Annotated in this window: 22 protein-coding genes and 1 tRNA gene; 4 read left to right on the forward strand and 19 right to left on the reverse strand. The window is 47.7% G+C overall.

What is annotated here, in order from left to right; translation table 11 throughout:
• Positions 1-559: 559 nt before the first annotated feature.
• Complete coding sequence (locus AB1611_19705) at positions 560-1,753, reverse strand: hypothetical protein (protein ID MEW6381807.1); 1,194 nt, start codon at positions 1,751-1,753, stop codon at positions 560-562.
• A gap of 62 nt (positions 1,754-1,815) precedes the next feature.
• Positions 1,816-2,997 (reverse strand): hypothetical protein, encoded by a 1,182-nt coding sequence (locus tag AB1611_19710; protein MEW6381808.1) that lies wholly within the window; start codon positions 2,995-2,997, stop codon positions 1,816-1,818.
• A gap of 212 nt (positions 2,998-3,209) precedes the next feature.
• Between AB1611_19710 and AB1611_19715 the strand changes: the two genes are divergently transcribed.
• Both AB1611_19715 and AB1611_19720 read left to right on the forward strand, forming a co-directional pair.
• Positions 3,210-4,703, forward strand: a complete 1,494-nt coding sequence (locus AB1611_19715) for a glycosyltransferase family 39 protein (protein MEW6381809.1) — start codon at positions 3,210-3,212, stop codon at positions 4,701-4,703.
• A 44-nt stretch (positions 4,704-4,747) separates the two neighbouring features.
• Positions 4,748-5,797, forward strand: a complete 1,050-nt coding sequence (locus tag AB1611_19720; protein ID MEW6381810.1) for an acyltransferase — start codon at positions 4,748-4,750, stop codon at positions 5,795-5,797.
• Positions 5,798-5,824: 27 nt separating this feature from the next.
• Here the strand turns inward: AB1611_19720 and AB1611_19725 are convergent, their stop codons facing one another.
• The 17 genes from AB1611_19725 to AB1611_19805 form a co-directional block, all read right to left on the reverse strand.
• Positions 5,825-7,249, reverse strand: a complete 1,425-nt coding sequence (locus AB1611_19725) for a hypothetical protein (GenBank protein ID MEW6381811.1) — start codon at positions 7,247-7,249, stop codon at positions 5,825-5,827.
• Positions 7,249-8,184, reverse strand: coding sequence for a methyltransferase domain-containing protein (locus tag AB1611_19730; GenBank protein MEW6381812.1), 936 nt, complete (start codon positions 8,182-8,184; stop codon positions 7,249-7,251). Before AB1611_19730 ends, AB1611_19725 begins: the two co-directional genes overlap by 1 nt.
• A 28-nt stretch (positions 8,185-8,212) precedes the next feature.
• Entirely contained in the window at positions 8,213-9,427 is a 1,215-nt protein-coding gene (locus AB1611_19735) for a glycosyltransferase family 4 protein (GenBank protein ID MEW6381813.1), read from the reverse strand.
• Positions 9,428-9,555: 128 nt separating this feature from the next.
• Positions 9,556-10,368 carry a class I SAM-dependent methyltransferase gene (locus tag AB1611_19740; protein ID MEW6381814.1) on the reverse strand — a complete coding sequence of 271 codons (813 nt, stop codon included), beginning with the start codon at positions 10,366-10,368 and terminating at the stop codon, positions 9,556-9,558.
• 24 nt (positions 10,369-10,392) lie between these two features.
• Complete coding sequence (locus tag AB1611_19745) at positions 10,393-10,608, reverse strand: hypothetical protein (protein ID MEW6381815.1); 216 nt, start codon at positions 10,606-10,608, stop codon at positions 10,393-10,395.
• 39 nt (positions 10,609-10,647) lie between these two features.
• Positions 10,648-11,718 carry a glycosyltransferase family 2 protein gene (locus AB1611_19750; GenBank protein ID MEW6381816.1) on the reverse strand — a complete coding sequence of 357 codons (1,071 nt, stop codon included), beginning with the start codon at positions 11,716-11,718 and terminating at the stop codon, positions 10,648-10,650.
• Positions 11,719-11,754: 36 nt separating this feature from the next.
• A complete protein-coding gene (locus tag AB1611_19755) occupies positions 11,755-13,164 on the reverse strand; it encodes a sugar transferase (GenBank protein MEW6381817.1) in 1,410 nt (469 codons plus the stop codon).
• Between the two features lie 178 nt (positions 13,165-13,342).
• The gene (locus AB1611_19760; GenBank protein ID MEW6381818.1) at positions 13,343-14,269 is read right to left on the reverse strand and encodes an NAD(P)H-hydrate dehydratase; all 927 of its coding nucleotides are present in this window, start codon (positions 14,267-14,269) and stop codon (positions 13,343-13,345) included.
• A complete protein-coding gene (locus AB1611_19765; protein MEW6381819.1) occupies positions 14,263-14,829 on the reverse strand; it encodes a DUF3343 domain-containing protein in 567 nt (188 codons plus the stop codon). Before AB1611_19765 ends, AB1611_19760 begins: the two co-directional genes overlap by 7 nt.
• A gap of 30 nt (positions 14,830-14,859) precedes the next feature.
• A complete protein-coding gene (locus AB1611_19770; protein MEW6381820.1) occupies positions 14,860-15,558 on the reverse strand; it encodes a YggS family pyridoxal phosphate-dependent enzyme in 699 nt (232 codons plus the stop codon).
• 22 nt (positions 15,559-15,580) lie between these two features.
• Positions 15,581-16,978 carry an aspartate aminotransferase family protein gene (locus AB1611_19775; GenBank protein MEW6381821.1) on the reverse strand — a complete coding sequence of 466 codons (1,398 nt, stop codon included), beginning with the start codon at positions 16,976-16,978 and terminating at the stop codon, positions 15,581-15,583.
• A gap of 5 nt (positions 16,979-16,983) precedes the next feature.
• On the reverse strand, positions 16,984-18,192 hold the full coding sequence (locus AB1611_19780; protein ID MEW6381822.1) for a pyridoxal-phosphate dependent enzyme: 1,209 nt from the start codon (positions 18,190-18,192) through the stop codon (positions 16,984-16,986).
• Positions 18,193-18,286: 94 nt separating this feature from the next.
• Entirely contained in the window at positions 18,287-19,450 is a 1,164-nt protein-coding gene (gene yedE / locus AB1611_19785; protein MEW6381823.1) for a YedE family putative selenium transporter, read from the reverse strand.
• A 4-nt stretch (positions 19,451-19,454) separates the two neighbouring features.
• Positions 19,455-19,946, reverse strand: a complete 492-nt coding sequence (locus tag AB1611_19790) for a tetratricopeptide repeat protein (protein ID MEW6381824.1) — start codon at positions 19,944-19,946, stop codon at positions 19,455-19,457.
• 2 nt (positions 19,947-19,948) lie between these two features.
• Positions 19,949-20,860: a phosphate/phosphite/phosphonate ABC transporter substrate-binding protein gene (locus tag AB1611_19795; GenBank protein ID MEW6381825.1), complete on the reverse strand. Its 912-nt coding sequence runs from the start codon at positions 20,858-20,860 to the stop codon at positions 19,949-19,951.
• 90 nt (positions 20,861-20,950) lie between these two features.
• Positions 20,951-21,577: a glycine betaine ABC transporter substrate-binding protein gene (locus tag AB1611_19800; GenBank protein MEW6381826.1), complete on the reverse strand. Its 627-nt coding sequence runs from the start codon at positions 21,575-21,577 to the stop codon at positions 20,951-20,953.
• A 162-nt stretch (positions 21,578-21,739) separates the two neighbouring features.
• Complete coding sequence (locus AB1611_19805) at positions 21,740-23,608, reverse strand: permease (GenBank protein MEW6381827.1); 1,869 nt, start codon at positions 23,606-23,608, stop codon at positions 21,740-21,742.
• 1,050 nt (positions 23,609-24,658) lie between these two features.
• On the opposite strand from AB1611_19805, the gene AB1611_19810 reads away from it, so the two are divergent.
• Both AB1611_19810 and AB1611_19815 read left to right on the forward strand, forming a co-directional pair.
• Positions 24,659-24,733 (forward strand) — tRNA-Glu (locus AB1611_19810).
• A gap of 267 nt (positions 24,734-25,000) precedes the next feature.
• On the forward strand, positions 25,001-26,200 hold the full coding sequence (locus AB1611_19815; protein MEW6381828.1) for a right-handed parallel beta-helix repeat-containing protein: 1,200 nt from the start codon (positions 25,001-25,003) through the stop codon (positions 26,198-26,200).

The raw sequence follows: 26,200 nt of genomic DNA on the forward strand, positions 1-26,200 counted from the left end.
CTGCCTCCGGTATCATGGTCTTTAGTTTTTTTCTGCCCATATAATACCGGAAACTTCAGTCAGGGGTGGGGGAATTTTGCGTTGTCACAAACCCCTAAAATGGGGGAATTTTAGATTATCACAATCATTTACTCATGGTTCTGTTAATATTTAACGCCTTTTCGGGTAGACATCAGAAAATACAGCAGCGTTCCAAAAGCTCCAAGAAATATTCCCATGATAATCACCTCCTTTCAATATTTACTGGTATTGATTTCATATTATGAGAATGATGCAACTGATGTGCCAAGTGCTGGGCAATTGCATTGCAATTATTTTTCAACTAGTTGCCAATAATACATCAAGGGAGGGATCAGGCAAATTAAGGAGTGTTTATTGCAAATTTGCAAGTAAGCGAGATTTCCTATTGCATTACTGCACTTATTCTGCAATTTTGCAATTAATAGCCACAAAGATTTTTCGCTCAGGGATATGGCCGGTCCGTGGTTCCGAAGGGTTTGTTGGCGGTGGATATAACTGACAGCAAAGATGCAATTCAAAACCATCATCCTGCTTATGCCTATAATTTTACTTCTCTTAAAGCTTTCTTCCGCGATCTTAACTGGAGGGCAAAATATATCATAGCTAATAAGGTTAATAGATTGGATTGAAAGCAAAGTCTGCCCATTGAGCACAGAGCGATTATTAAAATTGATGAAGAATTATAGTTTCTTCTCAAAAAATTAATAGCAGGTTGATTATCCATAGTACTCCAGACCATAAGGACAGCCTTTACAAGCAAAAGTAACGTAATATTGCAGAGAAATGAACCAAGCAGGTAAAAAAACATATAATTATCATGCGTAATCAAGGACAGGAAAATTAGCAGCAACTTTTTAAATAAAAATACCGGTATGTAGTGCAGCACTGTCGCCAATAGTAAATTTTCAGATAGAAAATTTACTACCTTTAAGATAATCGGGATGCTGCTAAACAAGTTATTAAAACTATTAATCAGATTGAGAAGAAGGATATTTGCACCCCAAAATAGTAAAAAGTATGGCGCAGATAATGGCTCCTTTATAATCTCAAGGCCAGGCCATTCTATCCTTTTTGACAAGTAATAACATGCCCAGGATATCAGGATCAAACATAGGGAAATGAGATAGTCTCCTCTCCAAATAAAGCCGTTTCGCATACGGCGTGAATATAATAGTCCCGCAATTACGAATAATCCCCAGGGAAGCAAAGGGAATGGTCCTGGTATCAGAACACTAAAGATGTTTGACAATAGGTCGTTTGATATAATAAGCATTAAAACGGATAGTATCAAGAAAATGAAAAGGTAAAGGTCTTTTGTCGCTTGTTTTTCTCTTTCAATAGCTAAAAAAATTACTTGCCAGGATAAAAGAAAGAAGAAGAATTCTGTCACGAAGAATGCGGGAGTATACATAAAGAGGTTGTGTGCGATAGCCAGGTAAAAAAAAAGTTGTAATACTGCAAGTTGATTACCAAAAGGTTTTGATAGGAACTTATCCATAGTTAAACCAAAAGCAAAAAAGAAGAACGCAGGAGCTGATTCCCCTATAAAGCTCAGACAGGAAGTTGAACTGCCTGGAATTGATCGTGCAAAGTGAATCGAGGTCATAAGGATTAAAGCTATTGCCCGCAAATAGTCTAATCCCAAGTTACGGTTAGCGGCAATATCAGTATTGTTGATTCCCAATGGAGATGCACTGTTAATCGGTATCGCTTTTTTGCCTTGATTTCTCATTTATCATCCTTGATATTATTGACATGAGTCCAGTTACTATACCACCAATTTGATAGATTTACTTAAAGGTTTTGTTGCCGGCAAAGGTAATTAATAGCCAAGGGGACAGCGAGCAGTATGTATGGGAAAAAGCTCATACTATTGGCAGTAAAATAGACTAAAACCCCTGAAGACTCTGTCAGGTTGTACACTATATGGCCACAAAAGGTAGCTGTAGTTCCCAGTAAAATGGCTTTCAGTTGAGGATCTTTAATTCTTTTTTCGGTTTGAAGTGCACTATAGAGGATGAGGATATAAAAGGCCAATACCAGAAAGGCTGAAAATACCCCCATTTGGACGGCATTGGACAGATAGACGTTATGCCCGTGGATCATGTTTGGAGGATTCACTCCCCAACCTATTCCAAAGAGTGGATTTTCTACTGCGGCCTCCCAATATTCATCCCAAACCGGTCGGTCCTCATATACCTTTTGCCATGTGGTTTGATAGATTCTCCCCCCTATCAGTACAAAAGTTGACAGATTTACTATGATAGCCAAAAGTAAAATTCCTACACCCAAGGCCTTGTTTTTCCGAAAGAGCAGAAAAAACAGGGCAAAGATGAATCCGTTCCAGGAAGAGCGGGCAGAGGCCAATATAAGGGCGTAACCTGCCAAAATGATAAGCAGAAATCGCCAGACTCTGTATCTGCCTTGAAAATGAGAATTGATACCATAGTATGACAGTATCAGCGGGAAGAAGAGAAAGAGAAAGTGCCCCAGGAAATTTGGATTGCAAAAACCAGCATAAATATTTTTAAAGAGTTTTTCTCCTCTGGACAGTTTCTGAAAAGATTCTAAGGTGGACCAGCAGGAAACAAAGATAACGAAAAAGGTGATTACTTTGCGGAAAAACTGTACATTCTCTTCGCTTCGAGCAAAAAAGTCATAGAAAATATAAGAATCGAGCAAAGCAATCAAGAGGTGGCCCATTCGCTTTACTCCAATGGCTGGATCTTGAGAAAAAAAGATCGATACACACGCCCAGAATAAAAAAAGATAAAGAACGATCAGAAGCCCTCTCTCCTGAAAGGGTATAAATCCCCTTTTCCGGCTGATATTTTTCGTAATCCAGACAATAAAGAATAATCCGTTCATCCCCCACAGCAACAGCCGGGATTGCCAGGTAGGAAGGGCAAAATAGTCCATGGAACACATAATCAATAACCAGACAATGATAATTGTTTTTAATGCCTTATCTTCCATCAGGTATAATTTATCCCCATTGAAGGTGATATGGAATTATGTTATTTTATAAAGCAGATGGTTTAAGCATTGGCAGCCTTCTCTCCACGCCCAGTCGAAGTATCGCAACACTGATTACAAGGGGGGCATAGCTCTCAAACTGCCCTCCAGTGTCCAGTAGCCTGATAATCACCATGGCCTTTAACCTGACTATGATCTGCAAAGGGGGCGGAATGAAAAGAACAGGTGGTTTAAAATTTATATCCAGCTTGATGAAATATGTCTTGTTGATAGGTGCAATTTCATATTTCATTGTCTTTATTATTGTTGCTCTTTGCCGAATTCGATATCCGTTTGAGCTGGAATGGCTCGAAGGAGGTGCGCTGGACCAGGTTAGAAGGATACTTTCTGGACAAAAACTCTACGTTGCACCATCACTGGAATTCGTGCCGTTTATTTATACTCCTCTTTACTTTTATCTTTCGGCTGCTGTATCAAAAGTCAGCGGAATAGGATTCACCCCTTTGAGGCTCGTATCCCTGGCTGCCTCTCTGAGTTGCTTCTTGATCATATTCCTTATCGTTAAACGAGAAACAGGGGATACTTTCGCAGGTATTCTTGCCTCTTGTTTATTCGCAGCTACATTCCGAATATCTGGTGCATGGTTTGACATCGCTCGAGTAGACTCATTATTCCTTGTCCTTCTCTTAGCAGCGCTTTATGAGGTCAAATTTAAAGATTCATCGAAATCATGCATAGCAGCCGGAATACTTATATCTTTCTCTTTTTTAACGAAGCAGATAGCACTCCTGACCTCCTTGCCGATAATGATCTATTGTCTCCTGGTGGGGAAGCGACGGTTCCTCTATCTTCTGGGCACAGTAGCAGTAATTATAGGGGCAAGCACTTTCCTTCTTGATTACTTTCATAACGGATGGTACAACTATTATGTTTTTCACTTGCCAAGGCAGCACGGTATTCTTAGATCCGCATTTTTTTACTTCTGGTCTTATGATTTAAGGCCAATTTCTATTGCTATGGCTCTGTCCATCCTCTATCTGTTTATCCAGTTTTGGTATAAAGCAAAAAAAAATTATCTGTTCTACTTTTTATCAGCCGCTGGTATGATAGGCGGAGCATGGCTTTCAAGGCTTCATTCTGGATCTTACGATAATGTTTTACTTCCCGCCTGCGCTATCATATCAGTCCTTTTTGGACTAGCTGTGCACTCGATTTTTCAACTTGTTCAAGCTGCACCCGCCAATAGCCGGAGCATAATGGAAATTTACGTTTATCTTGTTTGTATCATACAATTTGCCTGCCTTATCTACAACCCGTTTGACCAGATTCCCAGTCAATGGGATTTAGAAGCAGGCAAAAAGTTTATTACCCAAATAACCCAGATAAAAGGTGATGTTTTTATTCCTTATCACCCGTACCTGGCAACGCTGGCCAATAAAAGCGGTTTTGCCCATGCTATGGCCATGGCTGATATTATCAGAGGAGATAAGGGAGAAGTCAAGGCAGAATTGGCTAATCAAGTGAGGGATGCCTTGAGGAGAAAAATCTTTAGTACCATTTTCCTTGACTCAAAGCAGGATTGGTTTCAAGAAGACGTTGATCACAATTACCGGGCAATCCAGTGTTCAATTTTTGATACTGAAACCGCATTCCGACCGGTAACGGGTGGGGACACAAGGCCTGAATTCGTCTATGTTCCCAGGTGATGGCAGGTATTTAATGCACAATTCACAGCAAGCGGTTCGGATTCATGGAAGAAAAAAGAAAAAAAGCACGAATTGCCAGTATTGATTCAATGAGAGTGCTGGCCATCATGTCGGTAGTCTATCTTCATAGCATATCATTAAATATCTTCGATTACCAGGAAGGACTGCCCAGGTTGTTGGTTATTATTACCAATCAGAGTGCACGTTTTGCCGTACCCTTCTTTTTTCTCGCCGCCGGGTATTTCTTTGGGAAAAAAGTGCAATCCGGGATCAAAGTAAGGCAGCTCTTTATTCAGTATACTAAAAGATTACTCAATATTTTAGGCTTTTGGTCGATCATTTATTTCTTTATCCCCATAAGTATTCAAGAACTTTCGCACAAGGGTTTATCAGGCATATTGCATAGCCGAGCTTATTTCTGGATAGTCGAGCATCCCGGCAAGCTTTTATTAGAGGGGACCTATGACCACCTTTGGTTTCTCATATCGTTAATCATGGCTCTAGGGATCTTAACAGTTATGATCTCTTACGGGTTGGACAAAGCGATCCTTTGGGTATCGCTTTTCCTGTATGTTTTCGGCCTTTTAGGCGGCCCTTATGCCCTCACTCCCCTGGGATTCCATTTTCCCTTCAATACACGAAACGGTCCCTTTTTCAGTACAATCTTTCTAGCCGTGGGGTGGTGGTTGTCGCAAAACAACAAGCTTTCAGTAAAAGTATCGACTGCCTGCATAATTTCAACAGCAGGGTTTTTATTGCATACCACCGAAGTCTTCTTGCTGTATAATATTTATGGCATCTCTCCCATGTGCCATGACAATCTGATTGGAACGCCGCTGTTTGGTATTGGCGTTATGCTTTTCGTTCTGGCCCAACAAGACTTCCTGCAATCTTTGAATCTCCCCGCGTTGGGAAGATATACCCTGGGAGTTTATGTAACGCATATTTTATTCATATTCTTATTTAAACCCCTTAAGCCCCTATTTTCTGGTGCAGTTTGGATCGTCCTCTATCCATCTGTCACCTTTATCTGTTCACTTTTATTGACCATATTAATGTCAAAAAATCAATATCTTAAGAAGGTTGTTATGTAATCTGCAGTACTTGTCACTCAGATGCTGTCAGTAATTGACTGGATAAGAATCAATACCCGGTATTTGCTGTCCGTACTTTGAAAGGTCCACTCCTGTCATGGACATGGCTCCCTGTGCTGCATCCAGGTAATAAAGCCTGAATTGCCGTGCCTTAAGGAAACGGATATCTTCCCTGGTTACACTTTCCAGATAGAACAGGTCTCTTCCTCTGGATTTGAGGGCTGGAATCCGGCCATCGATGTTCACTTCATCGAGGGTATTTTGGTTGAAAAATTGAAAGACCGGCTGATACCACCCGATTACGACAGCTATATTATCCCCTCCGGGCAAAGCTTCAGCAAGAATCGGAAGTTTTTGTGCATTCTGATAGACTCTTCTTTTTCTTATCTCATTTTTGATCACCGTCCCGTAGTCACAGGCAAGCAACCGTATCTGCCCATTTCTCCGGTAAGCCCTTTTATCAATGACGGCAATGGAAATGATGCCATTCAGGACGAAAAAAAGGCAAAACAGGATGAGAAATCGTCGAGAGAGAATTTTATCCAGAAAAATCAAGCCGAAGGGAATGATAGGCAGTAAATAGGCAGTTTCTGCGGGAAGCTTTAAAAAGAGGAAGGTATAACTTACGATGACCAGAAGCAGGACCAGGGCATTGGGGTCTGATTTTCCTTTTGCCCGGTTATGGATAGCAGCAAAGATCCCCAGAATCAGGAAAAGAAGTGCGGGGAATCCTAAAAGCTCGGACAGGGTTCTATAGCCCCAGATATAAAAAGGAGCATTGTTTGGAACGTATTGCCAGAAGGAAAATCCATAGCTCAAAAATACCGGAGTGTATGTCAGAAGAGAAACCAGCCCGAAGAGGAAAAAGGGGATAATGAATTTCCTGATGCTTTTCTCCTGAAAGAGGAATTGCAGGCTCAAGGGGAGGATCATGAGTCCGGAGGTGATCCGAAAGCCCACGGCAATCCCGAGAAAAAAAGCGCCCCGCAAGTATTTCCGATCAAGAAAAAAATAGTAAGCCATCATGACGAAAAAGAGTGCCCACTGATAATCCATGGTGCAGGTACTGGTGATCCATAAGATAGGCGCAAAGCAGAAGGTAAATAAAAGCCAGCCTTGATTTTTAACGGACAAAAGCTTCATGATTCCCATGAAGGGAAAGAGTGAAAGGAGCGAGATCAAAGCGGTCATTCCAGTGGTTGCCACAGGGCCTCCCGGTGAAAGAAGGGCACAGATTATTTCAAAGAGCGGGTATCCGGGCGGCCGGGACATAAAGTACCTGCCTGTGGCTAAAATTTTTTGCGCACTCAAGAGGACATAATAGGCATCAGGGTCAAGCCCGTATCCTGATCCTGAAAAAATAAACGGTACTCTGGAAACCAGAAACAAGCCTCCCCATATGAGCAGGACAAAATCTGATGATAATCTGCTTTTGGGCAGGCTGAACGACACTAACCTGACTTCCTTTCCAGCATGAGAGCAAAGCTTATAAGCCTGGTGATGGGAAGCCAAGGCACTTCCCGGATCCAAAATACAGTCGCCTGCAAACCCGCAGCAACGGAAATAACCCTCTTGACCAATTCTTCAGGAGAATAAATCCGTCCGAATCTATTCAGAAATCCAAACCTGCGAACGATCGCTGCCCCCTGGTCAAGCTCAAGCCGCTGAAGGGAAAACAGGGACGGATCAGTCAGGTTAATAAAATCTCTATCGAGGTAGAGAGGAACAATGAAACACTTACCCCCTGGCTTCAGCAGTCTCTGGGCCTCTCTGATAAAGAGGGTATCAGTATTCTTCTCAAAATGCTCGAATGTACAATGGAGAGTCATACTATCGACCGATTGGTCCGGCAAGGGGATATGCGCCGCACTGCAGCCGATTTGATCCTGATAAAAGCCCTGCCGGTAAGCCAGATCCTGACAATACACTTTTTCTACCCTGCTTCTTATCAACTCGGGAAAAGGGGAAAACCAGCTCCCGATATCGATATACGTATCAGTTTCCCGAAAATCGATGAGTTCGAGAGTAAGGAAATATTCCAGGGATTTTTTATAATTTGGATCATCATATGATCCCCATTGACCGAGGGCTTTTTCCCGGCTTTCTAAAAATCTTCTGAACTTGTCCTGCTCAATGGTCAGGGAAGGACATTCTGCCCCCATTAATTTTTCTATATGCTCCCTGACCTCCGCCTGTTCTGCCTTGCTATGGCTCATAAATCCCATTTTGTGCGGCTCCCAGGGGAAGGTTTTAAAGACATGATACCAGTACCTTTTCCCTGACGACCCGGCTTTGTTGATTACTTTTTTCATGAACCAGACCAAATAGGGATAGCACCCCTGCGGTGAAAAAACCCTTCGAGAAATATGCCTGTTGTCAGCTTTCACACCAATGGCTCCTTGTGATCTTCAGCTTTTACTGCTGACTTTCTCTGCCAGCGATCGTCCGATATATAGTGAACAACTCCCTGCCGAGGGCCTCGAAGGAGTAGTGAGTATGGTAATATTCCCTGGCAGCCTCACCCATTTCTTTCATCACCTGCGGATGTTCTACAAAATACCCGATTTTCTCCTCCAGGGCTCCCGGCTCTTCTTTCTGAACAAGAAAACCGGTTTTCCCATCTTCAATCAATTCGGGAATGCCCCCGACCCTGGTTCCGATAACGGGTTTGGCATGAAAGTAAGCCAGCGATATGACTCCGGTCTGGGTAGCGTTCGTGTACGGCAGGACTACAAAATCCGAGGCGGTAAAAATCGGACTGACCTCAGAATTGCCGATATATCGATTGATCAGCACCAGCTTGTCCTTAACAGAAGAGTAGTCGAAATACAGCCGCCCTTCTCCAGCTAAAATGAGCTGTATCCGGTCAGGAAACCTGGCTGATAGCATTTCCACCGCCCGGATCAGATATTCTACTCCCTTGTAGGGCCGGATGCGGCCAAAAAACAGTATCCTGATTGTACCGCTTTTCAGACTGTCCAGTTCCGCCGGGCGGGTCGGGTGGCTGAAAAAGTCCTCCACGATATTCGATACCATATGGGTTGCGAAGATACGGGATTCGGAGATATTGAATGCAGCCTGGGCTTCAGCGATATGGGACCCGGCATTGACATGGAAATAAGGCACCCGTCTCAGGCACGATTTTCTGATGAGAAAATAAATCAGGTTATTGATTCTTTTCAACGGCGGCTGATTGGCCTCGTTATGTGGCGAAGGGTCATGAATGGTCAGGATTTTCGCCTTGATATCCAGATTGAAAAAGGCCGCCGTCATGACCTCAATGATGCATCCTGTGCTGTAATGGATAAGGTGAGGATGTATCTTTCTGATCAGCCGGGCGACTCGAAAGTAATATAAGGGATTATAGACATAAAATAATAACCTGCGAATCTTTCTGTCGAGGTCGGTTTCATACTTGAGAAAGAATATCCTTATCCTGCCTGATGGAAAGAGTGAGCGGTGATAGATTTTTTCCGTCTCCGGGGACCGCAGGGTAATAAAAAAGATATCAATTTCCCCGGGGATGAGCTCCAGGCCTTTGAGGACCGCATAGGGAATTTGAGCCAGGCCGCCCCATGCCTCCATGCCCAGGATGCAGATTCTCAGTCGGTTATGGCCGGAGAGTTTCATAATCTCTCCATCCTTGCACCAGGCAAAAACAAAGGACGAAGCAGCCGGTGTTTCATGTCAGATGTCCTTACTTTATCGAAGCTCATCCAAAGATACGTGGAAGCGATCCCACCAGGAGTGCCTTCAATTTACCTCTTGATATTCATATAAACTAAGGAGGTACCATCAATATGCTTCAAGCTGCTGAATCTCCTATCACCCCGGTAGAGCTCATTCAAGGCCCTGGTAACTCCATTCCACTCACCATAATCATGCCATAAGATTATGCTTTGATTTGTCTCGTTCATCAACTTAAGTACTTCTTCGGTATCATGCAGTACATAATCATAGGCATGGGAGCCGTCGACAAAGGCAAAATCGATCTTTCCGTAAAACGGAGAAAAATCAAATTTGGCAGAGTCTCCATAAAACTGGGTTATTTTTTTCTCGAATTCTGTCCCCCAGTACCTTGACCCGGACGTTTCCTTATTGATATATGCTTTATCCCCGACATCCAGTGCAAGTGCTGTATCATTCAAACCATTCTTCGGTAAGTCAAGGGTATAAACTTTTGATTCTGCCGAACAATTTGCAGCCATATTCAAAGTGGTTTTCCCATCGAATGTTCCGATCTCGAACAGCATCTTGGGCTGGTACTGCTGAACAAGCTTGGTAATTACCAGCAATTCGACAGGGGAAATATTTCCATCCACCTGAGTGAGCGAGTGAAGATGGACAGACAGATCATCTGATAAAACATCAGATAGCCTTACTCTGGGGATTAATGTCTTAACTCCTCCTTTACAACCAAAATGATAGCAAATAGTTGATATAAAACAACGGTGCCTTGATGAGAAAATTCCAATTGTAAACAGATACAGACACGATATCGAAGCACGAAGATACTGCCGAGCGAATACCGTTATTTTTTTCATCTTGCCTTTTGCCTGTTTGAAATCCATTTGCCTAAATATTACTCTGGAGTCCTATCTTCCCCTGCCGGATGAGGCCTTTGGATATTCCATACCTTCATCCCCATATTGTCTTTCCTCTGCTTCCACGGCAACCCGGGCAGCTTTCTTCCAACTGGGGGGCTGGCTGCCCTGAACGAACCTGACGAAACTCATAAATCCGGCTACATTTAAGGATACGAAATAAAACGGAAAATAGAAAATCTCCCATAACCCCTGCACTAACCTCATACCATCTGCTCCTTTTGTTCTTCAGGCAGAAAGCCGCTCTTAGCAGACCGGGTCTTCAACCTTATGCTTTTTCTTATTCCCCAGGTAACACAGAAAACCCAAAAAAGCCACCAGGTAGAAAGAAACCTGGCTTCCAATCAAATATTGGTATATCCGCCCCTGATGGACCAGGAATATATTGCTGATCAGGGCAGCCATCAGGCAAAAAGGAAGAAACCAGCGGATAATCTTATGAGACCACAAAATGTAAGCAATCAATCCCCGGGTAGGGGACAGAAGAGGATAAATATATTTCAATCCATGAAAGTTCCCGGCCCCGATCCGGATCTTTTGCTCGAATGAATCCACGACCCTGATGCAGGTATCTTCCAGGGCCTTGACTTGCGGGTCACTGATGGCCCGGTATCCCATACCGATGATGCGCAGGGTAATAATAAAATCATCCATGATAGCCCGGTCGATCGGCAGCGGTCTGAACAACAGCCTGCGGATGGCGTAGATGCCGCCGTTCGCTCCCGGAAGGGAAGCGATGTTTCCCTCCTTGATCTTTACCCAGGTTTCGTAGTTCCAGAACCGGCTCTCGATCATTCCCAGGGGATTTCCCTTCACCGGTCGAAACTGCAGCCTGCCGGATACACAGCCGATGTCCGGATCCGCAAAGTGGCGGATCAGCTTGCGGACCGCATCTTTCTGAACAAAGGTATTGGCATCGGAAAAGACAACGATTTCTCCCCGTACATGAGGCATGGCGATATTCAGCGCGTTGCTCTTCCCTCCCCTTGGCCGGACAGGGAGAAATCGCACAGCACCCTTCTTCTGATATTGAGCGATAATCTCATCGGTGCCGTCCGTAGATGCGTCCGAGGCGAAGAAAATCTCAAGCTTCTCTTTCGGATAATCCAGTGAGAGACAATTCTCGATTTTCTCCTGAATGACATCCTTTTCGTTGTGAGCAACCACCACGACAGAGACAGAAGGCAGAAAGCTCTCATCGATCAGGTGGTCTTTTTTCTGTCTGAGAATAATATTAAGACAGAAAATGACCAGCGGATACAGAAGATACGTATAGAAGATTAAAAACAGGCTGAAAAAAAACAGAATCTTGATCATCAGAATACGGTTCCCTATTATACGGGTAAAACACCTCTACCGCGCTCCCTGGGCAGTAATCACAGCCCAGATAGTTTTTATGACAATAACGATATCCAGGTAAAGAGAGTAATTATGAATATAGAAGATATCATGCTGCAGCTTGTCATTCAGGTCAGCATCATAGCGGCCATTAATCTGGGCCAAACCGGTCAATCCCGGCTTGATGCAAAGCCTCAGTCCCTGAAAACCCTCATATTGATTTACAAAATGCGGTCTTTCCGGCCGCGGACCGACAATACTTAATTTTCCCCAGAGTACTAAAAAAAGCTGAGGAAGTTCATCCAGGCTGGTTTTGCGCAGGAATCGTCCAACGGGCGTGACCCGCGGGTCATTATCTTCTGCCCAGATCGGTCCTGAAAGCTGTTCAGCATTATTGACCATAGAGCGGAACTTATAGATCACGAAAGGCCGGTTATCTTTCCCGATGCGGATCTGTTTGAAAAAGACCGGGCCTTTGGAGCTCAGTTTAACCGCCAGCGCAACAATAACCATGATGGGGAAGAAAAAAACGATTGCCGCCAGTGAAAAAAGGATATCGAACATGCGTTTGGCAGCCCGGTTAAAGCCGTCGATAGGCTCCAGAATCAGCTCATACAGGGGCATGGATTCCAGAGACTGGAGTTTTACCTTTCCGGCAAACAGCCCATACTGGCTGGGAAGAACGAAAAACCGGATCCCCAGGGCATCACACTGCCCAACCAGCTTATCGATCAGGTCCGGAGGAAACTTGTTACCGGCCAGAATGACATTTTTAATCTCATACTGGTTCACAACCTCTAAAAAGTTGCTGATATCGTCCAGGCATCTCAGTGAGGAATTCCGCTCCGTGGATACTTCGCTCTGCCCTGCTGAAGTCAGATATCCCACCACATTCCAGTGCTGGTACGGGATATTCTTCAATTCCTCAAATTGAGCGGCCCCTTCAACACCCTCACCAAGGATCAGGGTATTTTTCCCTGCCGGTATTTTCCGTGAAATTTTGGGTTCAAGGCAGGAGTAAACAAATCGCCAGCCAAACAGAAAGAGGATGTTCAGAATCCATTCAAAGAAACAGATATACCGGGACAGGCTGACATTCACCTGGTAATAGCTTCGCAATCCGTGGATGGAGGCGAAAATAATGATCGTACTTAAGGTTGCAGCCTTAAAAACCTTTTCAATAATCTCGTAGGCAGGACTCTCTTCATTCAGGTCATAGGCTCCGAAAAAGAACAGGAAAAACAATCTGATGCAGGTGGCAGCCAAGGCAAAGGTCCGGTAGAAAATCCACAGAGAGCCATGAAAATAGATTTCCTCTCCTGGATACAGGAGATATCCGCCGATTATGGCCAGGTTGATAAACAGGATATCAACCAGGACCGATACGGCTTTTCTCTGATTATTCTTCGGTGACAGACCTTTCATTACCTTATTCCACCTGTTGTAACAGTGATCAGTGATCAGTGGTCAGTGATCAGTGGTCAGGAGCGCAAGGCGTTATCCTGCGCAGTGGCCAAAACACAGCTCCCTGAACTCGGGTGATCAGTTTATAGCGATTAGTGATCGTTACTGCTTTACTGGCCACTGATCACTTTTCTACTCTTTAATGAACCACCGTATTTTCCACCGCAGGCTCCGGCAGTATCTTCATGGCCGCAACCTCCGGCTCCATCAGCCATTTTTCTGATAAGGTCAGGGCTTGGGGAATGCACTCGATAATCTTATTGACCTGGGTGGCCGGGGTCGGCCTGGCCAGTCTTCCTGCCTCACGGTTGGCCCGGGCCGCAATCAGACAGGCATCGATCAGGTCGATGCCCCGGTAAGCCAGGGCGGATAAAATGCCGGTTATGGTATCTCCGGTGCCGCCAATAGCTTCCAGTTCCGGGATGGAGGGTTCGCTCATGCTGTGGTAAATTTGCCCGCCACGGCAGATATGATCGGTGCTTCCTTTCACGAAGAGGATATCGGCTGCATTTTTCCAGTGATAAGCCCGCTGGACCAGTTCGCTGGCCTGCTCGTTCATATGCCAGATGAACCCCCGGGTGTAAGCCGGATGGGCCGCTTTCTCATCCGCCAGAAAAGCCAGCTCTCCCATATCGGGAGTAAAAATGTCGTAATAGGGTGCATGGCCGCCTGCCTTGGCCACATACATGGAGCCTGCATCGGCAATGAGCAGCGGTTTTTGCCTCACCAGTTTGATGGCTTTAATCAACCGGTTATTTTTCAGGATATCCGGCATGATATAGTGGAAAACCATAACCTGCGGATTCAATTCTGAAACGTGTTCGGTAAGGTAGTTATACACCTTGCTGCTGCCGTCCCGCTTGCCAATGTCCCCGGCCACGACGCACAGCGGAGCGTCCAGGCCGTATTGCTGACAGACCACGGCCACCGTGGTCATCATGGCCGCAGTCCCCCGGTTCTGATCCAGCAGATGGCCATTGATCACCAGTCCTTCGGAAGTGAGAATTCCCTGTCCGGCCAGGAGCGGTAATCCCTGCACGGGTATAGTGCCTGCCAAAACTAACATCGTTGTTCCTCCATAATTTTCAAAGCCTCTTCATAGGCCACGCTCAGGGAGTAAGCGCACAGGGTATAGCCGAGCTTGCGCGGATTGGGAGCATCGGAAAGGCGCTTGCCGATCATCTCCGAAGCCAGGTATGGGACGTCGGGACATCCTCCGCCGGAAATGTTGACGATTTTCCAGCTCAACTTATGAACCGTAATCTTCATATTGGCCGCTTTGATCATCAGATAATCCCCAAAGTCGGTTATCCGGCAGAGCTTCAGCGGCTCCAGACGGTCTCCGGAAAGCGGCAGAACATCAAGAGGGGCAATACCTTCCTCTTTCAGGCGTCGGACTATTCCCAACTGCTCCACCAGGGGAAAATCGATAGCCAGATCACAGCCGGTTCGATACTGCGCCGGCGGGCTTACGACCCCGATCTGATAACCACTGGATTTTAAAACCTCTTCGGCTTTTATGACCTCAGTGGTATTGGAAAATATCAAAAGTCCCCTGGCCTGCTGTGAATCGGCATCGCTTGGGGTCTTTTTATTATCAAAAATCCTGTTTAACAGATTCTTCATGACTCTCTCGTTCCTTCATTCACCAGGAGCTCAATCTCTGGGACCAAAGATGGCACTCCCCACCCGGACCAGGGTAGCTCCTTCCTCGATAGCTACCTCGAAATCGTGAGACATGCCCATGGATAGAGTTTTCAGAGGAGATGGCAAATACCGGTTGAGCTGATCGCGCACATCCCGCAAACCGGCAAAATATGGCCTCACCTTTTCAGGATCATCGACCTCGGGCGGTATGGTCATCAGCCCTTCCAGAGAAAGATGGGGCAGCTTGATGATCTGCCCTGCCATCTCCCCTGCCTCCTGCGGCGCGATACCGGATTTTGATTCCTCCCCGGCCATATTTATCTGGATAAGGATCGACTGTATCTTTCCTTCTCTTTGTGCCCGCTGACTGATCAGCCGGGCCAGTTCCAGAGAATCCACCGTATGAATCAGGGTAAAGAGGGGAACAGCCAGCTTGACTTTATTGCTCTGCAGATGACCGATCAGATGCCACTCGATCGGATATCCGGTCAGCAGGGGAATTTTCTCCTGAGCCTCCTGAACATAATTTTCACCCAAAACCCTGGCCCCGGCATCGACAGCCTGGCGGATCTTTTCCATGCTCTGCTTCTTGCTGACCGCAACCAGGGTAATTTCCTCCGGTGAGCGGCCAGCCCGAAGCGCTGCCCGGTCAATGCGCTCTTTGATCCTTTGCCAGTTTTCCTTTATGCTTACGGTATTCTGGACCATCTCAATCTCTCCCCAGGGCCTGTTATTTCAAAACCGCCTCTTCCAGGCAGGGTGCATCACACCTGCCCTGGCTGCATTGATCTTCCGCCATATCCTGCGCTACCTCTTCCACTTTCTCCAGGAACATCATAAGATCGGCAGGAGTATGGGCCGTGGAAATCGCCCCGCCGCCGTGCATTACAAATACCCCTTTGTTTAACAGCCGCATCCTCAACTCCTTTTCCCGCTTTTCCAGATCACAGTCTACAGCCAGGGCATGGGAATCTTTCAGCTCTTCCAGCCTGACCTTGGGGAAATGAGTCATAAACAGGGAACCGATACCCGTACACCTGGCCGCAATCCCATGCCGGGCAAAAGCCCTCTCGATACCGCCCCTGACTTGAATTCCGGCAGCTTCAAGAGAGGGATAAATTTCCCGGGCATTTTCTTCGAGATGCCGCAGCATGGCTATGCCTGCCGTCATGCACAGGGGTGCACAGGAGAACGTCCCTCCGCCGATGAGTGTTTTCCGGTATTCAGGCAGATTAGCCGTCGGACTGCACAGCTCCATGATATCCGCCCGGCCGGCGACTGCACCGATGGGCATCCCGCCGCCCAGGATCTTGCCCAGGGTGGTAAGATCGGGAGTAATATTATAGAGCCCCTGGGCTCCTCCCAGACCCACCCGAAAGCCGGTGATGATCTCGTCGAAGATGAGCAAAGCTCCGGCTTTCTGCGTCTCCTCACGGATGACTTTCAGGAATTCCCGGTCTCCGGGGATAAAACCGCCCTCGCCCAGGATCGGTTCCATGATGACCGCAGCCAGATCATCGGCATGTTCTCTGATCCGGTCAAAAGCCTCCTGGGTATCGTTGAACCGGACCAGAACGGTATTCTGGATGGCATCCTCACAGGCACCGCCCCGCTTTCCCTGATTCAGGTCCGGGTTGTCGATCGTGGCTGAATGCGTGCCCGCACCATGCCATGATCCTTCCATTTTGATAAACTTCTGCCGGTCAGTAAAGGCCCGGGCCAGCCTGCGGGCATAAATGACCGCTTCGGTGCCGGAGCAGCAGAAGCGGACCTTTTCCGCCGAAGGGATGAGCCTGCTTACGATTTCGGCCAGTTCGATCTGAAGCTCATGAACAATGCCCCACTGGACACCCTCCCGCACCTGCCTCTCCAGGGCGGAGGTGACCTGCCACGGCGTGTGCCCCAGAATGTTCAGGTAATGCCCCATCCAAAAATCCAGATACTCGTTGCCGTCAACGTCCCAGAACCGGGGCCCCTCGGCCCTGGCCAGATAACAGGGGTAGGGAGCGAAATAGCGCAAATTGTGGCTCACCCCGCCAGCCATGACCCGCGAGGCGCGGGTGTACAGATCGAGAGATTTCCCGGTCCGGGATCGATACTTTTGGTATTCCTGATTCAGAGAACTCATGTTGACTACCCTTCCATTTCTGCCTGCAGCTCCGGAACATCAAGGCGCAGCCTGCCGGTGCAGCCGATAACTACGGTCTGGTCCGGCCGGATCATTCCCTTTTTGGCCAGCTTCTCCACTCCGGCCAGAGCAGCCAGAGATTCAAGACCTGCCTTCCCTTTGGGAATGCCATCGGCATGGAACAGCTCCAAAAGCCGCGGAAATTCTTTCAGTTCAGTTTTCTTTCCACCTTCAAAAACATCTTCAAACGTCACGCCGATCCTGCACAGATGAGGATAGGATTCAAAAATTTTCGGAATACCGATGCCGATTACATAGGTATCGAGAACCGGTACCACCCGCTTGCCAACCGTACCTTCAACCAGACCGCGGGAGGCCAGAACCATCGGAGCGCATCCTGCGGGCTGAATGCCGCCAAAGTTCGGGCTCTTTTTGAAAACCTCCGTGCATCCCTTCCAGAAGGAAAAGATGCCCGTACCACTGCCCAGTCCCTGAACATACCAGTCAGGGATCCGGCCCAGGTCCTCCAGAACCTCAAGACCCAGGGTTTTCATCCCCTCGATTCTCATCTGGTTGTAAAACCAGTATTCTATGGGCAGATTCATCTTGTCGGCAAAGGCATAGGCATTGGCAATGGCCTCATCGAAGGTAGTGCCGCTGTAGTGGATCTGGACATAGCTGTAATCATATGCGCCGTCGCCGGACATCATCCGGTTATACAACTCCTCCCACCGCTCACGGGCATTATTCGGGACAAACATGTGCAGGCCCATCCTGCTGATGGCTGCTCCCCGGCAGTGAGAGATACCGCTGTCTCCGGTGCTGGCACCCACCAGTTCCCGGTAGCCCATCTCCTTCAGCCGGGAGAGGGTCATGAAGGCTTCCCGGTCCTTGAAGGTCTCGGTAGGCTGCATGGAATCCAGCTTGACATAGACCTCGGATAATCCAAACTGCCGGGCAATGTTGTGGCAGCGAATGAGCGGAATCTTTTTGATACCCAGCTCGATTGCGTTTTCCATATTGAAGAGGGGGAGAATTTCATGAAAACGCCATACCGAATCACCATACCGGGGATCGGGATAATTATCCCAGTTAACCTCCGGATAGTAGAATGGCAACAGTCCCTCCGGCGAGCAGTCGCAGTTTCTGACATGTTTATTAACATCATGGATTTTGCCGCACTTGACACACTGGCGATAAAATTGGCGGGCCATAAAAAGGATCCTCCTTTCCACATGCGGCCCTCTTCAGAGGGCGGTTTTCTTACAACGAAATACTTAAGAGGGCGGTTTTCTTACAACGAAATACTTACATTCCGGATGAACGATAATGCTTCCTCTGGTATTCTTCCGGAACTTCCCATTGCTCTTCCTGAGCAACCGATATCTTCCGGGCTTTAATCTTCCGGGTCCGAAAAGCGATACCGACCGCCAGAAGAAAAACCAAGCCGGTCAGTACGGCGACTTTACCGGCAAAGGTAGCGCCGGCAATGGTAGCGCGAATCTCCCAGCTTTGAACGATCCCTCCTCCGATCAGCATGCCCAGGAGAGTCAGACCTGCATCCGTATTCCCCTCACCGGCCATGATAACCTGCCGAAAAGGGCATCCGTTGGCCAGGACCGAGATCCCGCCCACCAGAAACATTCCCAGAAAGGACCAGCCATGAGCCAGATGAGATCCCGGCTGGCCGTTGATGCCAAGCCGGAAATGTCCGGTCAGAAGGGCCAGCCCCAGGGCTGTCAGGAACATGGCCAGAATGCCCTTGAGCAGAAAGCCGTTTCTGGCGATAAAAAAGTTCCGGAATCCGGCCATCATGCAAAAAGTCGACCGCTGCGCAAACCCGCCGATCAGGATGCCAGCCAGCAGGGAAATCCAAAGCGGGGCATGCATGGCTGCCGGGCCTTTGGCACCCAGGACGATGAAAGCAGGCTTTATCAGGATGAACAGAAGCAGGATGCTAAAAAAGACCGGCATAACCAGACCGTTGACCTTGCCAATTTCCTGCTCCCTCTCCAGGGCAAAACCTCCCCGCAGGTACTGTAAGCCAAACCATACACCCGCCACAAATCCCAGAATAGCGGGAGCAGCCGTCAGGTCACCGGCAGAAAGGCGGAGCACCGATTTTACCGGACAACCGATAAACATGGCTGCCCCGACCATAAGGAAAAATCCCATCAGGAACCGGATCAGGGCGGATGAGCCTCCCCGGACCCGAAACCGTCCGCTCATGAGGGCCATGAGAAATGAACCGATTACCAGGCCGATGATCTCTGGCCGCAGGTAGCTCATTCTCGCATTCTGGTGCAGATGGAGGGACCCGGCAATATTTTCCAGAAAGCAGGAGATGCAGATCCCCGAATTTTCAGGATTTCCCATGATAGCCAAAAAGATGCCAAGTCCTCCCAGGAGCACTCCGGTAATAATTGCACTGCTCAGCGGTATCTTTTCTGCCTTATGGATAAGTGTTCTCATGATTTCACTCACACCCCTGGCCAAGCTTTCGCTGGCAGAAATACAGATTTTGCAGAAGGTTTGCAACCTGTGCGTCATTTGGCTTCAGTTCCCTGGCACGCTTGAGCTTGGGAATGTTTTTCTGGACCATGTCCTTGAGATTGGCCGATGCCAGCTCCACAAGGTCCGGATTATTTTCGATGCTCGTGCGGCATAAGGAGATGGCCTTTTCCATGTCTCCCTGCTGGTTATAAATTGCAGCCAGAAAGACCTGCGACTCAGGTTTTTGAGGATATCTGTTCATAATGTTCTTCAATACCTTCAGGGCTTCCTCGTATTGTGCCGATTTTATAAGCCTCTCCACCTCTCCATAGAGATTCTGATCAACAGATTTTGCCTGTTGCGGCTGAGCGGAGCCTGCAACCGGAAGCGGCTCCTGATGCAGGGCAACCATACCCGTAATCAGGGCACTCAAGAGAATAATCAAGCCGATACTCAGGATATCCAGCCGGTCCATGATCAATATTCCTCGTAAGGAGACATCTTGCAGCGCCTGAGCATCTCCCTGAGAGGATCATAGTCGCTGTCTTTTACCTCGACGAAGCGCTCAAGCCCGGCACTTTTCAGAATCTTCACAACCTCTCCTCCCACCAGGGAGCTGTCTTCCTGGGTAATGCCGACGAGAAGGCTCTTGACTTTCTGAACAAGCTGAGGATCCACATGGGACAGGGCTGCAAAGGTGCAATATGCAATTGGCTCGCTTTCAGCCACGATAGTAAAGTCATTCAGATCGATTTTCCCCTCTTCAGCCATCTGATCAAGGTCGATCCGCGGCGCTGCTCCTGCGTCATAAGCACCGAACAGGACCCCGTAGATAACCTTTTCATGCTTCCACGATCCCCCCGGAATATTATAGAAAGCCAGATCTTCATCCGGATTAATGCCGGCTTTCAGCATGAGATCATACTGGGCCAGAAAGCCCATGGGGGCCAGAGACGGTCCGAAAATCATGCTCTTGCCTTTCAGATCCTGAATGGTTTTGATACCGCTCTTGCGGCTGGCAATGATCGTGCCTGCATCCTTGTTGCCATACCTTCCCCGGATCTCTCCGGTCAGGGGGACGGCCTGATACCTTTCCTTAAAGATCACATACAGGATGGAATTGGTATGGGTAAAGTCGATCTCTTTTTTCTGGACCGCAGCCTCGACATCCTGGGTGTTCAGATAAATCGATTCCACCGGCCGCTTCAACTGCTCCGCCAGATAGGCGGTGATCGGCTCGAAACGGGCTCTCGATTCAGGCAGGCTGTTGCAGATCATATAACAGATTTTCAATGGCTTTTGAGAAGAGGCCGCTGGTTTCCGGCAGCCGAAGGCCAGGGTACACCACAGCACCAGCAGGCTTAAGATGACCGCTCCCTTTTTTAACATCGTATCCTCCGTTTGAAAAGTGGTCAGTGGTCAGTGACCAGTGGTCAGTAAATTTTTGTCTGGCCACCGGGCACTTTTTTTCCTGACTCACTAGATTGCCCATCGAATCAGTTTTCTTTCCTCTAAGAATGCCTTGACCGCAACTTTCAGTTCTTTCTTCTGTTTTAACTCCCCGATGGCCTCATTGGAGACCTTGCCGCCAAGCTTATTGATCAGCCTGGGAAGGACCGGGAAGCGGTTCAGGACATCGCGTCGCGCTACACAAACCGCCTGATTCGGAATACCCTTCAGCTCTTCGGGGACATGAGGAAGGATAGCCGGATTGTCGTAACCGAAGGGTTTCAGCCAGATCAGAGAAAACCGCTTGTCAGACAGGTGCTTAACTGTGGAGTAAGCCTTATCGGGAGTTTCGATCCGGGCTTTTTCACCACCGAGAACAGTCAGCAGGCCAGAGCAGACATAATCCACATAGAGATCCAGCTCCTGCTTTTTGATAGCCTCCCGGCACTCATCCAGGGTTTTGAACTGGACAATATTTACCTTTGTGCCCGTGCTCTCGCCGATCATCGTGGCCAGCATTTCAGCCATAACCTTCTGATCTTCGATATTCGCAACTCCCAGAGAAAGAATACGGCCAACGCACGGGATTGCCTTTGGCGGCAGAAAGCCGGCCAGGAACATCATCAATACAGTGACACTCAAGATCCTTCTTCTCATTTCTCCCCTCATCTCATTCTTCCTTTGATCATACGCTACGCAACCATCACTTCCTCAGACTCTCCCTTTGGATGCTGGAGGCAGTATTCAGTTGTCAGTTCTCAGTATTTACTGACCACTGACCACTGATCACTGGCCACTGGCCACTTGCTTCTCCCTCTCCTAACCTCTGAGCTGCTTCAGCCAGTCAAAGTAACTCACTAAGCCCTGGGAAATCCTGTCGCCAAAATGAGCAGTAATGGAGATAGGTATTTCCCTCTGAAATTTGACAGCTTCGCCAAACCGGACACCGTAGTGCTCTGCCACCTGGTTGGCCGCTGTCGTCCAATCTCCGGTTGAGCCATCGTGAGGCCCGGCCACAACGAGCAGGCTGTACCCGTCATCGCGGAAGGCATAAATGTCCTCGATCTCCTGGCTGGAAAAGGGACGGCTGTCTGCCTGCCCCGACAGTATCCACAGTTGCCCGTAGCCTTCCAGGGCTGATCTATCCAGGTTCGGCAGATCCTTGCGGGCAGCGAAGGTGACCTGAAATTCCCCCTCTTCAGTAAGAATCGCCTCCAGTCCTTCCCGGAAAGAATCGTTGGTCAGGCCACGATCCACATAGGTGTTGTAAATCAGGATGCGGTTATTGTCCGGATGGATTGCAGTCTGTTTCAGCCAGCGGGCAATGTTTCTGATATACTGCTGATTTCCCTTCATGTGAAGAGACCCGTTGCGGAAACGGTTCCAACTGGCATCAAACACAATGCCGCTTCCTCCTTCCATATCCTCATACCAGGCAATAATAGGCTTTCGGTCCGGATCAACCGCCACCCGGACAGCTTCACCAGATTTGGAAATTATGGCCGACTCTCCACCGGCCAGAGCCGAGACTTTGGCCAGAATCGGACTGTTGGTATCGACATGGTTGATAAACAGCAGATTACCAAAGGTGTAGGCGAAAAATATCGTGCCCAGGATACTGATGCCCATATACAGGACAAAGACTCTCTTTCTAAACATGCTCCACAGCAGCGTCATGGCAGGAATGGCGGTTACCGGCCCGCCGATAAGGAAAGCCAGGGCGGCGCTGTTATCCATCGTTCCGGGCAAGGATGCCTTGATATGATAGAGAATGCTCGAAGCACTGATCTGGTGTAAGAAAAGCGGTATACTGCCTACGGTTACCCAGATAACGCTTAAAGTTCCCCCGTGGCCGAACAGACTTTGAATGTAGGTATGAGGGATATACCTTTCCACCACGCAGCCGACGGCAATGCCCACCAGAACATATTTTCCGATCAGCCAGAACATCTCCGTAGTTTTGGCCAGAAAGATGATCAGCTTGTTTTTCGTTTTCCGGGCTATCCGGTTGCTCATCTTCTCATTGCAGGTGCAGCGAAGCCGCTCGTCAGGATAGTCCGGATCATGAAAATCACCTTCCGGAATACCTCCGTCAAGGAATAAATCAGAGGCCTCAAATCCCAGTCTGCTGACGAGCAGGGTGACAACTCCAGCCAATACCCCCATCAGAAAGGCCACCAGGGTCCGGACAAGAGCCCAGTGCATTCCCAGGTCATTCAGCGTCAGGAAAAAGGTCGTCGGGCTCATCAGGGGTGATGAAATGAGAAGCGCCATGGCCGGTGCCAGAGGAAGACCGGCAGCGAGGAGAGCAACCACTGTGGTCAGGATGCCGCAGGAACATAAGGGGCTGAAGACGCCAATAAAGGCAGCCAGAAAAATCCCGCTGTATTTATACCGGATCAGCACTTTCCGAAGCCGGATGTGGAATTTGTAAGTCCTGATATAGCCGGCAATGATAATACCGATGAGAAAGTAAATAAATACTTCCTTAAGCTCCATCAATATTCCATGCCGGTCGATAATGAGAGACCAGAGCTCTTTTCCGAAGGAAAGAACCATCGACTGCCGGTGGTGAACCCAGACATGCCAGGTAACCAAAAGGAGTCCCATCAGGATCAGCGAGCCGAGTGTCCAGTTCACCGTTCTCTTTGTTTTGCCATGGAGCTCACAACTTTCCCTTTTGCTCATCTTGCCATCCTTACCATAAGTCCTGCTGAAGAATTAAAATGGTTATTAACCGCCCGAAGCCTGGACGGTTGTCGATATTTCAAAGTTGAAGGTTTCATGGATAATAGACAAAGGAAAATCATTTTTCTTGCACTCTCACTCCCTAGCCATTAAATTAATCAGGATATGTACCAAGATAACCTTTGCTCAGAATCCACGGCAAATACAATCTTGGCTCTGTTTCCAGCAATTTTGGTGCCTGGTTCATGCTGCCGTAAAATCCTTGGAGCAGCAAGCCCGGGGATATACTACCCGGGGATATAGGGGATATACTATATGACAATATGAGGAAGCAATATGATCTACCGGCTTATTGTCATGTAAGGAGCCCCTTTCCTGGCATCCTGATTTCAGGTTATCAGCTTTTCCCTTCACTATTTTAAATTATTGCAACACTGATGCCAAGAGGATAAGTTAATTTTTAGCCAATTTTATTCCGATGTATTTTTTGTCCCTTTTGTACTGATTATAACTGAATGTTTTAGGATAATTAAGCACCTGATACCCATATCTTCAAGATCATGGTTCTTAAAAATATTTATGGCCATAAAGTCACCATTGACGATTCCCTCCAGGCGGTAATTTTTTTGATCCCTGGGAGGAGTGGCTTATGAGTTATATTTTCCAGGTCATCAATTTTATGTTCTTTTCGACGTAGATACTACATAAATTTAGTACCTGCAAAGAATATTGATTTTTATATCTATCTTACCATATTTTATACTATGGTATATATATCATTTATACGAGCGATTGAAGCCGACCTTTCCCTTGTAGTCAATTATCAATATATTTTATATAATATAAAAAATGGTTCAATAATTTCATGGAAAAAATAAAGTTGATACAATGCATCATCATATGTAAAAATTTGCATAGTACGCAATTCCATCTGCCTCTGGCGCAAGACCTGGCAGCAGCAGTAAAAAAATGCCATTCCGGAAAACAAAATTCTTTACAAAGAAGGGGAGAGTGTGTATAATCTGCTCTTACATTTACTCAATAAGAAAAGTCCCCATCGTCTAGCCCGGTCAAGGACATCGCCCTTTCACGGCGGTAACGGGGGTTCGAATCCCCCTGGGGACGCCTTTGTGATATTTTTCAGATACCTCTTTTCTTTAACCTTTCCATCTCATTTCAACTCATTCGATACCAGGCAGGATTGTGCAGGGTGCTTCTCATGTGTGTAGAAATTTGCACACTGCCTTGAGATTTCCCCGGCGGTGAGATACGCAAGAGAAACCTCTGGATAAATTCCTCCCTTCCTGATAAAATGATCTTCTCCGGGAAAGTATTCCACAAGGCGACTTTCACCACAGAACCAGACACAAGCTCAGGGACAAGACGACCATCATGCCGATGAGAGCAAAAGCGCTTACTCCACAAGGGAAAAAACTTATTGCAGGAATTTTCTTCCTGGCATTTTCCCTCGCAGCCCGTGCGGGCACCAGCAGGGATATCTTTGTGCCGGAAGATTTTCCTACCATTCAGGAGGCCATTGAGGCTTCGGAATTCGGAGATTCAGTCCGGGTCAGGCCCGGCATTTACTATGAACGGGTTATTATCCGGGAAGGCATCTCACTGGTAAGCGACAGCGGACCTGAGGGCGAAAGACTGATCAAGGGCCCCGGTGAGAAGCAGGTCCTTCAGCGGGCACTCAAGACCATTATCGATGGATCCAAACTCGATCCTCCGGATTATCTGGTGAGCTTTCAAAAGGAAAGCACCTCTCCGATGAAACTCGATGGCTTTACCATCCGCAACCTTCCGACCAGGACTATCGATAAGCTGTACCTCGTGGAGGTACGGGGCTGCTCTGCGGAGGTTATCAACAATATCGTCTGTCAGAACCACTCGAAGGGGAAGGGAGGGGGCATGCTTCTGACAGGATTAGGCCCTTCCATGGGTTCCCCTTTGGAAACTGTGGCCAAACCGACTGTTCGTAACAACGTTATCTATGATAACTTCGGTGCAGGTATTGCCAATGGACCAAACTCGATGGCTCTTATCGAGGATAATGAGATTTTCAACAATCATTTCCAGCAGGCCAAAGATACAGAACAGGATGCGCCTGGTATTGGTATCAGGGAATATGCCAGGCCCCGGATCATCCATAATCTCTGCTATCAGAATGGGAGCGGGATTGGCGGGCTCGATCTGGTCACTCACGATCGGCCGATCGTGATCCAGGACAATATTATCCGCCACAACTGGCGGGCCGGGATCGGCCTGACCGGAATCAACGATCGGCAGAAAAATATTACCGTCTCAATAGAGGGAAATGAAGTGTACGGGAACCTCAAGGCTGGAGTACGGCTTGAAAGTATTACCGAGTCTAACCTGAAAGCCAATCAGATTCACCATAACCTGAGAGCGGGCATAGCCGTGCATGGGGGAGGAATCACCCGGATCATCCAAAATACTATCTCCGGAAATCTTTCCGCCGGCTTAGTCATAGATACCCGTGAAGCCCTGGTCAGGCACAATATGATTTACCATAACCTGACCACGGGCATTACGGTCCTGCCTCCGTCCGAGACCGTGGAGAAATAG

The sequence above is a fragment of the bacterium genome (genome assembly GCA_040755755.1).
Classification (GTDB): domain Bacteria; phylum SZUA-182; class SZUA-182; order DTGQ01; family DTGQ01; genus DTGQ01.